Consider the following 12,488-nt stretch of genomic DNA (forward strand, 5'->3'; position numbering starts at 1 on the left):
TTTCAGCAGGCCGGGCCGTGAATCTCAGGTTTTCTCAGGTAGCCGCCTGCCTCAAACATTGGCTTTTGTTAACAGGACAAATCGCTTGATTCGTCCACCGTCAGGTGGGCTCAGCTGGATCAAGATGGCCTGGACGCCCGGCACCATGCTGGTCAACGGATGGTCGATGGATGCATCAACCGACGAGGACTTCTGTGATTGAGCAGAGAAGCATCGGCGATCGGTTGGCGTCGTCGCACGGCATAAGGATCAGCTGGGCCCTCGGGCAGCTCGTCCATGCCGCGAACGATCGCCTGCGGGTCGGTTTCGTTCATCCAGCGGTAGGCCGCGGCCGACTCGTCGCGCGTCAGGCTGGCCAGGCTGTCGATCATCTGGCCGGCCTTGCGCAGCTGCACCTGCTGGCGCGCCTGCATCAGCACGCGCTCGTCGCGCACGCGCGGGTCGAGCCCGTAGTCGCTGACCAGGCCGGCCTTGACCGTCTCGGGCGTGTAGCGGCTCAGGGCGCCGCTCACGATGCCGCCCAGCTTCTTGGTGGCCCACTCCACGCCGGTGGCGCGCGTTATGGCGCGGGCGACCGCATCCAGCGGCTGCGCGGTGCGCGCGGACTTCTGGATCAGCGCGTCGGCGCGCTCGGCCGGGGTCAGGTTCTGCTGCGGCTGGATGGCGGCCGATGGCAGGGGGGCAGCGCGCGAAAGCAAGGGCGGGTTGGCGCCTCCGGGAACCTGGATCGTCCGCTTTTTCTTGACGGTGACTTTGGTTGCGGACTTTGGCTCGCCGGCGTTAAAATCGAAGCGTTCGGAGATAGCTTCTAGCCCGAAACGGTCAGGGTGCAGCGTAGATTCCCTGGCGACGGTATTTGAGGGTGGCGTGGTTGCAGCGTCACGGACGGGGAAGGTTAGGCGCCCCGCCCTCTCCGAATTCCCCCACAAGCTCTGCGCATTGCTGTACGGCCGAATGGTCGTAATCGAATAATGGTCGCCGCGCCACGCGGCCACCACGGCTTGTTTCATCAACGGGTTCGGGAAGATGAACTTGCCGCCCTCGTGATGAACCTCATTCACGCCGCGCAGCACTTCCACCGCCTGCCGCGTCAGGTCTTCGGCCAGTTCGCCGGTTTGCGCCTTGGGCATGCGCGCGGCATCGCGTCTGGCGTTGTCGGCCATGTGCTCAATTCCGCGGCCACGATGCTGCCCTTCTGCCACCCCTACCGGCAGTCGAATCGGCCCGGCCTTGAAGGTCTTTCCTGCGGGCACTTGCGCCAGGTCGCCGGTCAAGTTGCCGCCGTACTCGGGCGTCTCTGGAATCACCGAATCGCCCGCCGTGCGGCGGTTGCCGTGCACGATGCGCCGCGCCAGCATGGCGTCGGCCGGGTGGCCCCCGCGCTACTGCGCCGCCAGCCCCTCCAGGCCGTCGAAGTCGGCCACAGCCATGGCGTCGGCGTTTTCGTTGTCGATCGCCTCGTGCTCGCGCTTCACGCGAGGGACGGAACGCTCGACGTCCTTCATCTTCAAGTTGGTGCCCAAGTCGTCAGATATCAGGCCGGCGAGGACATTGGCATTGAACAATCGGGACTTGTGACCTTCCTCCAGTCGTTGAACTGGATGAAGTTGGTCACGCTGGGAGTCGAAGGCGTACAGATAACTCGATGTGTCATGAACTGGCGCCGAAACCACGCGCGTGGCGCGACTGCAGGATCGGTTTTCCGTATTTATTCCGTACCAGGCACAAAAAAGCCCGCTAAGTTAGCGGGCACTTCTGTTGCAAGCTACACGGTCGCTTGCGATTATTGGTAGGCGCGATTGGATTCGAACCAACGACCCCCACCATGTCAAGGTGATGCTCTAACCAACTGAGCTACGCGCCTGCACATCGATTCGAAGCCGGCGAGTATAGCAAATCGGCCGGCATCCCCCGCGACTCATTTGCGGCGCGCGCGGCGCACGCCCGCCACGTCCTGCACGCCGCGCAGCACCTGCGCCAGGCGGCCGGTGTCGGCCACCTCGACGGTGAAGGTCATCTGCGCCCAGCCCTTGACGGACTGGGTCTGCACGCCGATGACGTTCATCTTCTCGCGCGCGAACACGTCGGAGATGTCGCGCAGCAGCCCCTGGCGGTCCACCGCCTCGACCGAGACGTCGACCGGATAGGCCGGCGCGCGGCCGGTGGCCGGCGTGCTCCAGGCCACCTCGATCACGCGCTCCGGGTCGCGCGCCTGCAGGTCGCGAAAGCTGGGGCAGTCGCTCCGGTGCACGCTCACGCCGCGCCCGCGCGTGACGTAGCCGGCGATGGGGTCGGGCGGCGCCGGCTTGCAGCAGCGCGCGGGCTGGGTGAGCAGCGAGTCCAGCCCCACCACCAGCACGCCGCCGCGCCCGCCGGCCTCGGCCGGGGCCTTGCGCTGCAGCAGCTGGGCGTCGGCGTCGGGCGCGGGCTCGGGCGGATGCAGGGCGGTGGCGATGCTGCGCAGCGACAGCTCATCCTTGCCCACGGTCTCGAACAGCGCCTCGGGCGTCTTGAAGCCCAGGCTGGCGGCCAGTTGGTCCAGCGCCAGCGCGGTGCGGCCTTCGCGCTGCAGCAGCTTCTCGACCATCTCGCGGCCGCGGGCGATGGTCTCGCGCGCGTGCTGGGCGTTGAACCAGGCGCGCACCTTGGCCTTGGCGCGGCTGGAGGCCAGGTAGCCCAGCTCGGCGTTGAGCCAGTCGCGCGAGGGCCCGCCGTCCTTGGCGGCGCTGATCTCCACCGTCTGGCCGTTCTTGAGCGCGGTGTTCAGCGGCACCATGGCGCCGTCGACGCGCGCGCCGCGGCAGCGGTGGCCCAGGTCGGTGTGCACGGTGTAGGCAAAGTCCACCGGCGTGGCGCCGGCGGGCAGCTCGACCACGGCGGCCTCGGGCGTCAGCACGTAGATGCGGTCGTCCAGCAGGCCGTGCTGGGCGGCGCCGGAGAGGTCGCGCTCCCAGGCCAGCAGCTGGCGCAGCACGGCGATCTTGGCGTCGTACTGGCTGGCGGCGCTGACGCCGGCGTAGCCCTTGGCGCCGGCCTCCTTGTAGGCCCAGTGCGCGGCCACGCCGTGCTCGGCGTGCTGGTGCATGGCGCGGGTGCGGATCTGGATTTCCCAGGCACGGCCATCAGCGTCGCGCACCACGGTGTGCAGCGACTGGTAGCCGTTGATCTTGGGCTTGGCGATGTAGTCGTCGAACTCGCCGGGCACGGGGGCGAAGTGCTGGTGCACCCAGTCCAGCGCGGCGTAGCAGTCGGCCACGCTGGCCACGATGATGCGCAGCGCGCGCACGTCGAACACGTGCTCGAAGTCCAGCTGCTTGCCGCGCATCTTGCGCACGATGGAGCTGATGTGCTTGGGCCGCCCGCTCACCGCGGCCTCGATGCCCTGGGCGCGCAGCGCGGCCTCGATCTCGGCGCGGCGCTGCTCCAGCGCGGCCTCGCGCTCGCTGCGCTTTTCGTCCAGCAGGCGGGCGATCTGGCGGTAGATGTCGGGCTCCTGGGCGCGGAAGATCAGGTCTTCCATCTCCCACTTGATCTGCCAGATGCCCAGCCGGTTGGCCAGCGGCGCGAACACCTCGTGCGCCTCGCGCAGCACGCTGGGCGCCAGCGGCAGGCGCTGCGCCGTGCACCAGCGCAGCGTCTGCAGGCGCGAGGCCAGGCGCAGCAGCACCACGCGCAAGTCGCGCGAGAAGGCCAGCAGCATCTTGCGCACCGCCTCGGTCTGCTGGCCGGCCAGTTCGGAGTCGGAAGGCAGCTCGGCGCGCCCGGCGCGCGAGCGCTGCTGCACCTGCTCGAGCTTGGCGGTCTCGATGGCCAGGCGCGCGAAGTTCTCGCCAAAGGCCTTGCCGATCACCTCCTCGGGGCGGCTCAGCTGCGCGCAGGCGTAGCTCAGGTAGGCCGCGGCCTGGATGGTCTCGGCACCGCCGATGCCGGCCAGGATGTCGGCCACCGCGTCCGCATGGGCCAGCAGGTTCTCGCCGGAGGGCGTGGTTTCGCCCGCCAGCAGGGGCTCGGCAAAAACGCGCGCGCGGGCGCGCATGCCGGCCTGCGGATCGGGCTCGTTGATGGCCACGACCACCCCGGCCAGCGGGGCACCGGGCGTGGCGGAGGATGGGGCCGCCAGCTTCATGGGCGTGCGTCCGCGGCGGGCAGCAGAAAGTCGGTGACCGCCCGCACCTGATCGTCGGCGATCAGCATGGGCGCGTGGCCCACGCCGGCAAACTCGATCAGGCGCGCGCGCGGCCCGCACTGGCCCATGCGGCGCGCGGTGGCCGGTGCCAGCAGGTCCGAGTCGGCGCCGCGCAGCAGCAGCACCTGGGCCTTGATCTGCTCATAGGCCTGCCACAGGATGGCGTCGCCCTGCGCCAGCGCCTCGGCCGTGACGCCGGCCAGCGGCGCGGCGATGGCGGGGTCGCTGCACAGGCGCCAGCCGCCCTCGGGCAAGGCCTGCAGCATGGGCCGTGTCAGCACCAGCCAGTCCGCGTCCGAGATGGGCCCGAAGCCCGTGGACAGGGCCCGCAGATAGGCGGCCGCGGCCTCCACCGAAGCGAAGCGCTCGGGGCCCTTGCCCACGTATTGCTGGATGCGCTGGATGGCCAGCCATTCGATGGTGGGACCCACGTCGTTGAGCACCATCCGCCCGGGCGCCACCGGCAGCGGCAGGCCGGGCGTGCCCGCCACCAGCATGCCGATGATGCCGCCCATGCTGGTGCCCACCCAGTCCAGCGCCGCGATCGGCGCCTGCGCGTGCAGCCGGGCCAGCAGGGTCAGCATGTCGGCCACGTAGGTGGGGTACTGGTAGCCCATGGGGTCCTGCAGCCAGGCGCTCTGCCCGCGCCCGACGACGTCGGGGCAGACCACGCGCACGCCCATGCCCTGCGCGCCGGCGCCCGCCGCCAGCGCGCGCGCCAGCACGTCGAAGTCGCGCCCCTGGCGCATCAGCCCATGCACGCAAACGATGACGTGCGCGGCCTGCACCGCGCCCCACTGCCACCACGCCAGGCGGTGCTGGCCGGTCGAACCGGGACAGTCGAGGTGGTGCAGCGTGGGCTCGGACATGATGGATGCGGCGCCATCGGGCGCCAATGGCACGACAAGGCTCGTGCCTGCATCCTAAAGCAAAGGCTGCGGTGGGCGCAGCGCCCTCATCCGGTTGGGGGAGTCGTCGCCGGGTGGCTTGAAAATACTATGCAAACAAGAGCTGCCGGCTCATGATCCATGCGGGCTACAGCCATGAAAGCCATGCAATCAGCGCGCCTGGATCGAACCCGACACCGTGACGTGGACGATGCCGCGGCCCGGCTCCACCGGCGGCGCCACCGGGGCGGCCGCGGCCATGGCCATGCGGTTCAGGCCGTAGGGGCGCGGCGCATCGCCCTGCTCGTCGCTGCTGACGCTGACCTCGCGCAGCGTGTAGTCGCCCAAGCCGAAGGCGCGCGCGATCTCGCCCGCCTTGGCGCGAAAGCGCGCGATGGCCTGCGCCTGCGCCTGGCCCTCCAGCCGCTCGCGCTGCTCGCGGCTCAGGCCAAAGCCCATGCCGGCCACGCTCATGGCGCTGGCGCGCGCCGCCGCCTGGGTGATGCGGGCAAAGTCGCGCCCCTGCAGCACCACGCTGGCGCGGCCCTGCCAGCCGTTGATGCGGCCTTCGCGGTCGTAGCGCGGCAGCACGCTGAACTCGCCCGTGTGCACCTCCATCTGGCCCGCCTGGACGTCCTTGCGCAGGACGGCGAGCGCCTGGTCGACGGCCTGGCTGAGTTCGCCCTGCACGGCTGCGGCATCCGTGCCTTCGCGCGTGGTGGCGAGGGTGAGCGTCAGCAGGTCCTGCGGCGCCTCGGCCTGGCCGCTGGCCGACAGCTGCAGCACGTTGGCCGGGCCGGCCGCCGTGGCCGCGGCCACGTTCTGGGTGCCGGCGGCCTGGGCCAGGGTCCAGCCCAGGCCGATGGCCAAGGCCACCGAGGTGTTCAAAAGCATGCGCATGGCGCGAACGTCCAAGTGAGGTTGGGTGCCCATGCCAGGGCGGCACGGGCTGCGGGCGATGATAGCGGCCGCATGCGCCCCGGCTGCCTTCAGGCGCCGCCGCTCAACGGGTGAGCCGCGCGTCGGTGTCGGAACCGGCGGGCGCGTTCGGCTCCGGGCTGCTGCCGCGCCGGATCTGCTCGCGCAGCTCCTGACGCTGCGCCGCCGTCAAGCGCCGGTCGTCGATCGCGCGCTCGGCGCTGCGCTGGCGGTACTCGGCCTCGACCGCCATCCACAAGGGGCTGCGCTGGGGCAGGCGCGGGGCGGCCTTGTCCGCGCTGGCCGCGCGCGCGCCGTCATCGGCGGGCACGGCCGCCACCTGGGCGCCCGCCGGCACCGCCCCCATCCAGGCGCCCAGCGCCGCACAAAAAACCATCGTCCACTTCATTCTGCACCTGCCTCACGCGACGATCGCACAGAGGGGCCGTGAGCGTCCTTTCGATCGCCTCTCCCTCGGGCAACAGATGTAACATGCTGAAAATCAGGGCCTGCGATGGATCGATCCCTGTCGCATCGAGGTCACAATGGGCCTGTTACAAATCGGACCGACCCGTCCATTCACAAGATGAACCAGGCAGTCAACCGAACCGACAAGATCGTGGTCGTCGACGACGACGCGCGCATCCGCGACCTGCTGCGCCGCTACCTGGCGCAGGAAGGCTTTGAGGTGATCGTGGCCGAGGATGCCAAGGCGCTGGCGCGCATCATGCTGCGCGAGGCCATCGATCTGATCGTGCTCGACCTGATGATGCCGGGCGAGGACGGCCTGTCGGTGTGCCGGCGCCTGCGCGCGGCCGGCGACAAGACCCCCGTCATCATGCTGACGGCCAAGGGCGAGGACGTGGACCGCATCGTCGGCCTGGAGGTCGGCGCCGACGACTACCTGGGCAAGCCCTTCAACCCGCGCGAGCTGCTGGCGCGCATCCACGCCGTGCTGCGCCGCCGCCCGCCGCAGGAGGCGCCCGGCGCGCCTTCGGCCGAGAACGAATCGGTCGCCTTCGGCCCCTTCCAGTTCGACCTGGGCGTGCGCGCGCTGCACAAGAACGGCGAGGAGATCTCGCTGACCACCGGCGAGTTCGCCATGCTCAAGGCCCTGGTGCGCCACCCGCGCCAGCCGCTGTCGCGCGAGAAGCTGGCGCAGCTGGCGCGCGGGCGCGAGTTCGAGCCCTTCGACCGCAGCCTGGACGTGCAGGTCTCGCGCCTGCGCAAGCTGATCGAGCAGGACCCGGCCAGCCCGCGCTACATCCAGACGGTGTGGGGCGTGGGCTACGTGTTCGTGCCCGACGGCAACGCCTGATCCGCCGCCTCGCCGCCCAGGCCTTGCGATGACGACGGCCGCGCCGACCGAGATCGACCTTCCCACCGAACCGGGCGCCAGCCACCCCGCGCCGCTGGAGCCGGCCGACTCGCTGAACGCGCCGCTCGAAGGCGAGCGGCCGGCGCCGCGCTGGCGCGTCAGCCTGTTCTGGCGCACCTTCTTTTTGCTGAGCGTGCTGCTGCTGGCCAGCGCCTGGGGCTGGTACCAGCTGTTTCGCACGCAGGAATACGAGCCGCGCGTGCTGGCCAACGCGCAGCAGATCGCCTCGCTGGTCAACCTCTCGCGCGCGGCGCTGATCCACTCGGACGCCATTGCCCGCGTGTCGCTCATCAAGACCCTGGCCGACCAGGAGAAGGTGCGCATCCTGCCGCGCGAGCCGGGCGACAAGTTCACGCCCTTCGCGCAAAACCGGCTGGAGCAGCGCATCACGCGCGAGCTGCAGGCGCGCCTGGGCGCGGGCACGGTGGTGGCCGGCAGCGTCAACGGCGAGACCGGGCTGTGGGTGGGCTTCTCGATCGAGGGCGACTCGTACTGGCTGCTGATGGACCGCTCGCGCGTGGGCGCCCTGCTGGGCGGGCCGACCTGGCTGCTGTGGCTGGCCACGCTGGGCGCGGTGTCGGTGATCGGCGCGGCGGTGCTGGCGCGGCTGATCAACCGGCCGCTCAAGCAGCTGTCGATCGCCGCGGCGCGCGTGCGCGCGGGCAACTACGCGCAGACGCACCTGGACGAAGGCGCCCGCGCCAGCGAGATCCGCGAGGTCAACATCAGCTTCAACCGCATGGCCGAGCAGCTGTCGCTGATCGAGCAGGACCGCGCCGAGATGCTGGCCGGCATCTCGCACGATTTGCGCACGCCGCTGGCGCGCCTGCGGCTGGAAACCGAGATGAGCGTGCCCGACGCCGAGGCGCGCGAGCACATGGCGGCCGACATCACGCAGGTGGACACCATCATCGGCAAGTTCCTGGACTACGCGCGGCCCGACCACATCGCGCTGGCGCCCATGCCGCTGGCCGAGCTGGTGCAGGCCGCCGTGCAGCCCTTCGCGGTGCACGAGGACATGCAGGTGCAGGTGACGATCCCGGCGCCCTTGTGCGTGATCGCCGACGAGATCGAGCTGACGCGGGTGCTGTCCAACCTGCTGGAGAACGCGCGCCGCTACGGCCGCTCGCCCGACGACGGCGTCACGCGCGTGCGCATCGCCGCCCTGGCGCAGGACCCCTGGGTGGTGCTGCGCGTGCGCGACCTGGGGCCGGGCGTGCCGCCCGACCAGCTGCCGCTGCTGACGCGCCCCTTCTTTCGCGGCGACAGCGCCCGCACCTCGGCCACCGGCTCGGGCCTGGGCCTGTCCATCGTCGTCAAGATGGTGGAGAACATGGGCGGCACGCTGCAGCTGGCCAACCACCCCAGCGGCGGCCTGATGGCCACCGTCCGCCTGCGCCGCGCCGACAGCGGCGACGCGCCCGGTACCGCGCCCAGTTCGGTGTAGAGCGGCCGCTACCGCACCAGCAGCAGCACCGCGCGCGCCTCGATGGCGGCGCCCTGCCCCACCGGGCCCAGGCGCTCGGCCGTCTTGGCCTTGACGTTGACCTGCGCCGGCTCCAGGCCCAGCAGCGCGGCGATGCGCGCCACCATGGCCGCGCGGTGCGGCGCCAGGCGCGGCGCCTGCGCCACCACCGTGGCGTCCACGTTGCCCACGCGCCAGCCCGCGGCCTGCACGCGGGCCCAAGCCTCGGCCAGCAACGCGGCCGAATCGGCGCCCTGAAAGCGCGCGTCGGTGTCGGGGAAATGCGTGCCGATGTCGCCCAGCCCGGCCGCGCCCAGCAGCGCGTCGGTGATGGCGTGCAGCAGCACGTCGGCGTCGGAATGGCCCAGCAGGCCGTGCGTGTGCGGCACGTTCACGCCGCCGATCACCAGCGGGCGGCCGCGCACCAGGGCGTGCACGTCCCAGCCTTCGCCGATGCGAAACGCGGGGGGCGTCGAGCTTGCGTTCATGCCTGGCGGCTCCTCAAAATGGCCTCGGCCAAGGCAAAGTCTTCCGGATACGTCACCTTGAAGTTCTGCGCGCTGCCGCGCACCAGCAGCGGCTGCTGGCCCGTGGCCTCGATGGCGCTGGCCTCGTCGGTGATGCCGGCAAAGCCGCTGCCGGCGTGCGCCGCCAGCGCCGCGTGCAGCGCGCCCAGGCGAAACATCTGCGGCGTCTGCGCCAGCCATTTGTCGGCACGCGCCAAAGTGCCCACCGCGCGCCCGTCCGCCGCGCGCTTGAGCGTGTCGGCCAGCGGCAGCGCCAGCAGGCCGCCCACGGCATCGGGCAGGCAGGCGTCGATCAGCGCCTCGATCTGCGCCGGCGTGACCAGGCAGCGCGCGGCATCGTGCACCAGCACCCAGTCGCCTGGCCGGGCGCCCGTGGCCAGCAGGTAGCCCAGCCCGTTGAACACGCTCTCGGCGCGCGTGCCGCCGCCGCAGGGGGCCCGCTCGACCGGCGCGCGCACGTCGTCCATTTGGCCGTCGCCCGGCGCCACCACCACCAGCACGCGGGCGATGCGCGCCACCGCCACGAAGGCCGCCAGCGTGTGGCGCACCAGCGGCTGGCCGGCCACGCGCTGGTACTGCTTGGGCTGGGCCGTGCCCGCGCGCGAGCCGCTGCCGGCGCAGGGCAGCAGGGCAAAGCAGCGGGGGGCGTCAAGGGACATCAATAACTACCAAATCAATAGCTGGTTGCGCTTGTTGGATGCGGTCGAGAGGCCTATTTTGCTTTAAAAACGGATCATCCCTCTTGCAGCAAGGCCCACATCCGCGCCGGGCTCAAAGGCATCTGCAGCCGCGGCGCCAGCTCGGGCCGGCCGGCGCGCGCCAGCGCATCGGCCACGGCGTTGACCACGCAGGGCGTGGCGCCGATGGTGCCCAGCTCGCCCACGCCCTTCACACCCATGGGGTTGTTGGTGCAGGGCGTGGACAGGTCCATCTCGGTCTTGAAGCGGGCGGCGATGTCGTCGGCGCGCGGCGCGGCGTAGTCCATCAGGCTGCCGGTCAGCAGCTGGCCGGACGACTCGTCGTACACCACGCGCTCCAGCAGCGCCTGGCCGATGCCCTGCACCGCCCCGCCGTCGAGCTGCCCGCGCACGATCAGCGGGTTGACCACGCGGCCGACGTCGTTGACGCTGGCGTAGGCCACCAGCTGCACCACGCCGGTCCGCGGGTCCAGCTCGACCTCGCAGATGTGCGCGCCGTTGGGCCAGGTGGGGCCCGCCACGGTGTGCGTGTGCTCGACCCCGATGTGGCCGCCCGGCTGGCGCCTCGCCAGCTCGAACAGATCGATCGCGTGGTCGGTGCCCGCCACGGCAAAGCGCCCGGCGGCGTAGCGGATGTCCTCGGGCGCGGCCTCCAGCTCGCGCGCGGCCAGCTGCCTGGCCTCCTGCACCGCGCGCTCGGCCCCGGTGTGCATGGCCGAGCCGCCGGTGAACAGCGAGCGCGAGCCCGCGCTGCCGAAGCCGTTGCCGCGGTCGGTGTCGCCCAGCACCACGCGCACGCGCTCGATCGGCACGTCGAACACATCGACCACCAGCTGCGCGAGAGACGTGGCGATACCCTGGCCCATCTGGTTGACGGCGGAATAGACCTCGATGACGCCGTCGGCCTTGACGTCGATGGTCACGCGCTCTTCAAAGGCGTTGCCGCCCGTCCACTCCAGGAAGGTGGCGATGCCCAGCCCGCGCCACAGCCCGCGCGCCTTCGCCTCGGCCACGCGCGCGGCAAAGCCGTCCCAGTCGGCCAGCGGCAGCGCCTGGTCCAGCACGTGCTCGAAGCGCCCCACGTCGTAGGTCTGCCCCATGGGGTTGGTGTAGGGCATCTGCTCGGGACGGATGAAGTTGCGCCGGCGCAGTTGCACGCGGTCGATGCCGGTCTGGCGCGCGGCCTCGTCCATCAGGCGCTCGATGTTGAAGATGGCCTCGGGCCGGCCCGCGCCGCGGTACGCGCCGGTGGGCGCCTGGTGCGTCAGCACGGCGCGGAAGTGGAAGTCGATCACCGGCACGTCGTACACGCTGGTCTGCACCCAGGGGCCGATCAGCAGCTGGATGACCACGCCGGTGCCCTGCGCGTAGGCGCCCACGTTGGCGTGCGAGTGCACGCGCAGCGCCAGGATGCGGCCGCCCGCGTCCAGCGCCAGCTCCAGGTGCGCCTGCAGGTCGCGCCCGTGGGTGGTGCTGAGGAACTCCTCGCTGCGATCGGCCGCCCAGCGCACCGGCCGGCCGGTGGCGCGCGCGGCCCAGGCGAGGACCACGTCCTCGGGGTAGGCGCCGGTCTTCATGCCGAAGCCGCCGCCCACGTCGCCCACGCGCACGCGCACCGACTCGGGCGCCAGGCCCAGCGCGGCGGCCACGGCCGCGCGCACGCCGGTGGGCATTTGCGAGGACAGGTGCATGTCCAGCCGGCCACGGGCCGCGTCCCACGCGGCGCGCACGCTGCGCGGCTCCAGCGACAGCGCCACCACACGCTGGTGCGTCAGCTCCAGCCGCACGACGTGCGCGGCCTGGCCGAAGGCCGCCTGCGCCGCCCCGGCGTCGCCATGGCGCGCCTCGCAGGCGATGTTGTCGGGCGCCGCGGGCATGACCACGGCCTCGGCGCGCAAGGCCGCTTCCAGGCTGGGCACGGCCGGCCGCTCGGCGTAGTCCACGAACACCGCTTCGGCGGCATCGCGCGCCTGCTGCAGCGTGTCGGCCACCACCAGCGCCACCGCCTCGCCGACGAAGCGCGCCGCATCGACCGCCAGCGGATGGCGCGCCGGGGTGGCGCAGTCGCTGCCGTCGGCGCGCTTGAAGGGCGCGCCCGTGGCCATGGGCGGCACGCCGGCGGCACGCAGGTCGGCGCCGCTGAACACGCCGCGCACGCCCGGCATGGCGCGGGCCGCGTCGGCGTCGACGCCGACGATGGCCGCATGGGCGTGCGGCGAGCGCACGAACACGGCCCAGCCGTCGCCGGGCTGCCCCAGGTCGTCGGTGTAGCGCCCACGCCCCTGCAGCAGCGCATCGTCCTCCAGGCGCCGCACGGCCTGGCCGCTGCCGAAGCGCGCGGCGATGGGAGTGGATGCATCGGTCATGGTCGGCCTTCGGGTTTTTCGGTGAAGCTGGGACTATAGGGCGGCCCGCCGCCGGTCGCACCG

The 12,488-nt window shown here is 71.5% G+C and carries 11 protein-coding genes and 1 tRNA gene; 2 read left to right on the forward strand and 10 right to left on the reverse strand.

The genetic code is table 11. The annotated features are described in order from the left end of the window. Positions 1-152: 152 nt before the first annotated feature. The 7 genes from H6927_16445 to H6927_16475 form a co-directional block, all read right to left on the reverse strand. Positions 153-1,358 (reverse strand): hypothetical protein, encoded by a 1,206-nt coding sequence (locus H6927_16445; GenBank protein ID MCP5219682.1) that lies wholly within the window; start codon positions 1,356-1,358, stop codon positions 153-155. A gap of 24 nt (positions 1,359-1,382) precedes the next feature. Further along, on the reverse strand, positions 1,383-1,523 hold the full coding sequence (locus tag H6927_16450) for a hypothetical protein (protein ID MCP5219683.1): 141 nt from the start codon (positions 1,521-1,523) through the stop codon (positions 1,383-1,385). 264 nt (positions 1,524-1,787) lie between these two features. Further along, positions 1,788-1,864 (reverse strand) — tRNA-Val (locus H6927_16455). Positions 1,865-1,918: 54 nt separating this feature from the next. Next, positions 1,919-4,126, reverse strand: a complete 2,208-nt coding sequence (locus tag H6927_16460) for a bifunctional (p)ppGpp synthetase/guanosine-3',5'-bis(diphosphate) 3'-pyrophosphohydrolase (protein ID MCP5219684.1) — start codon at positions 4,124-4,126, stop codon at positions 1,919-1,921. Continuing rightward, a complete protein-coding gene (locus H6927_16465; GenBank protein ID MCP5219685.1) occupies positions 4,123-5,055 on the reverse strand; it encodes an alpha/beta hydrolase in 933 nt (310 codons plus the stop codon). The genes H6927_16460 and H6927_16465 overlap by 4 nt, the downstream gene beginning before the upstream one ends. Before the next feature lie 189 nt (positions 5,056-5,244). Continuing rightward, entirely contained in the window at positions 5,245-5,967 is a 723-nt protein-coding gene (locus H6927_16470; GenBank protein MCP5219686.1) for an SIMPL domain-containing protein, read from the reverse strand. 109 nt (positions 5,968-6,076) lie between these two features. Then, entirely contained in the window at positions 6,077-6,400 is a 324-nt protein-coding gene (locus tag H6927_16475) for a hypothetical protein (protein ID MCP5219687.1), read from the reverse strand. Between the two features lie 177 nt (positions 6,401-6,577). Here H6927_16475 and ompR point away from each other — a divergent pair, with 177 nt between their 5' ends. Both ompR and H6927_16485 read left to right on the forward strand, forming a co-directional pair. After that, entirely contained in the window at positions 6,578-7,309 is a 732-nt protein-coding gene (ompR, locus tag H6927_16480; GenBank protein ID MCP5219688.1) for a two-component system response regulator OmpR, read from the forward strand. 28 nt (positions 7,310-7,337) lie between these two features. After that, a complete protein-coding gene (locus H6927_16485; GenBank protein MCP5219689.1) occupies positions 7,338-8,816 on the forward strand; it encodes a HAMP domain-containing protein in 1,479 nt (492 codons plus the stop codon). 8 nt (positions 8,817-8,824) lie between these two features. On the opposite strand, the gene H6927_16490 is transcribed toward H6927_16485, so the two are convergent. From H6927_16490 to H6927_16500, 3 genes are all read right to left on the reverse strand, one after another. After that, on the reverse strand, positions 8,825-9,322 hold the full coding sequence (locus tag H6927_16490; GenBank protein ID MCP5219690.1) for a 2-C-methyl-D-erythritol 2,4-cyclodiphosphate synthase: 498 nt from the start codon (positions 9,320-9,322) through the stop codon (positions 8,825-8,827). After that, positions 9,319-10,020, reverse strand: a complete 702-nt coding sequence (locus H6927_16495; GenBank protein MCP5219691.1) for a 2-C-methyl-D-erythritol 4-phosphate cytidylyltransferase — start codon at positions 10,018-10,020, stop codon at positions 9,319-9,321. Before H6927_16495 ends, H6927_16490 begins: the two co-directional genes overlap by 4 nt. A 74-nt stretch (positions 10,021-10,094) precedes the next feature. Continuing rightward, positions 10,095-12,425 carry a xanthine dehydrogenase family protein molybdopterin-binding subunit gene (locus H6927_16500; GenBank protein ID MCP5219692.1) on the reverse strand — a complete coding sequence of 777 codons (2,331 nt, stop codon included), beginning with the start codon at positions 12,423-12,425 and terminating at the stop codon, positions 10,095-10,097. Between the last annotated feature and the right edge of the window lie 63 nt (positions 12,426-12,488).

This window comes from Burkholderiaceae bacterium, assembly GCA_024235995.1.
Lineage (GTDB): Bacteria > Pseudomonadota > Gammaproteobacteria > Burkholderiales > Burkholderiaceae_C > Ottowia.

Coding starts and splice junctions, on each gene's coding strand:
- H6927_16445 (MCP5219682.1), bottom strand. CDS start 1,358: ATGCTGGCGCGGCGCATCGTGCACGGCAACCGCCGCACGGCGGGCGAT.
- H6927_16460 (MCP5219684.1), bottom strand. CDS start 4,126: ATGAAGCTGGCGGCCCCATCCTCCGCCACGCCCGGTGCCCCGCTGGCC.
- H6927_16465 (MCP5219685.1), bottom strand. CDS start 5,055: ATGTCCGAGCCCACGCTGCACCACCTCGACTGTCCCGGTTCGACCGGC.
- H6927_16470 (MCP5219686.1), bottom strand. CDS start 5,967: ATGCTTTTGAACACCTCGGTGGCCTTGGCCATCGGCCTGGGCTGGACC.
- H6927_16475 (MCP5219687.1), bottom strand. CDS start 6,400: ATGAAGTGGACGATGGTTTTTTGTGCGGCGCTGGGCGCCTGGATGGGG.
- ompR (MCP5219688.1), top strand. CDS start 6,578: ATGAACCAGGCAGTCAACCGAACCGACAAGATCGTGGTCGTCGACGAC.
- H6927_16485 (MCP5219689.1), top strand. CDS start 7,338: ATGACGACGGCCGCGCCGACCGAGATCGACCTTCCCACCGAACCGGGC.
- H6927_16490 (MCP5219690.1), bottom strand. CDS start 9,322: ATGAACGCAAGCTCGACGCCCCCCGCGTTTCGCATCGGCGAAGGCTGG.
- H6927_16495 (MCP5219691.1), bottom strand. CDS start 10,020: ATGTCCCTTGACGCCCCCCGCTGCTTTGCCCTGCTGCCCTGCGCCGGC.
- H6927_16500 (MCP5219692.1), bottom strand. CDS start 12,425: ATGACCGATGCATCCACTCCCATCGCCGCGCGCTTCGGCAGCGGCCAG.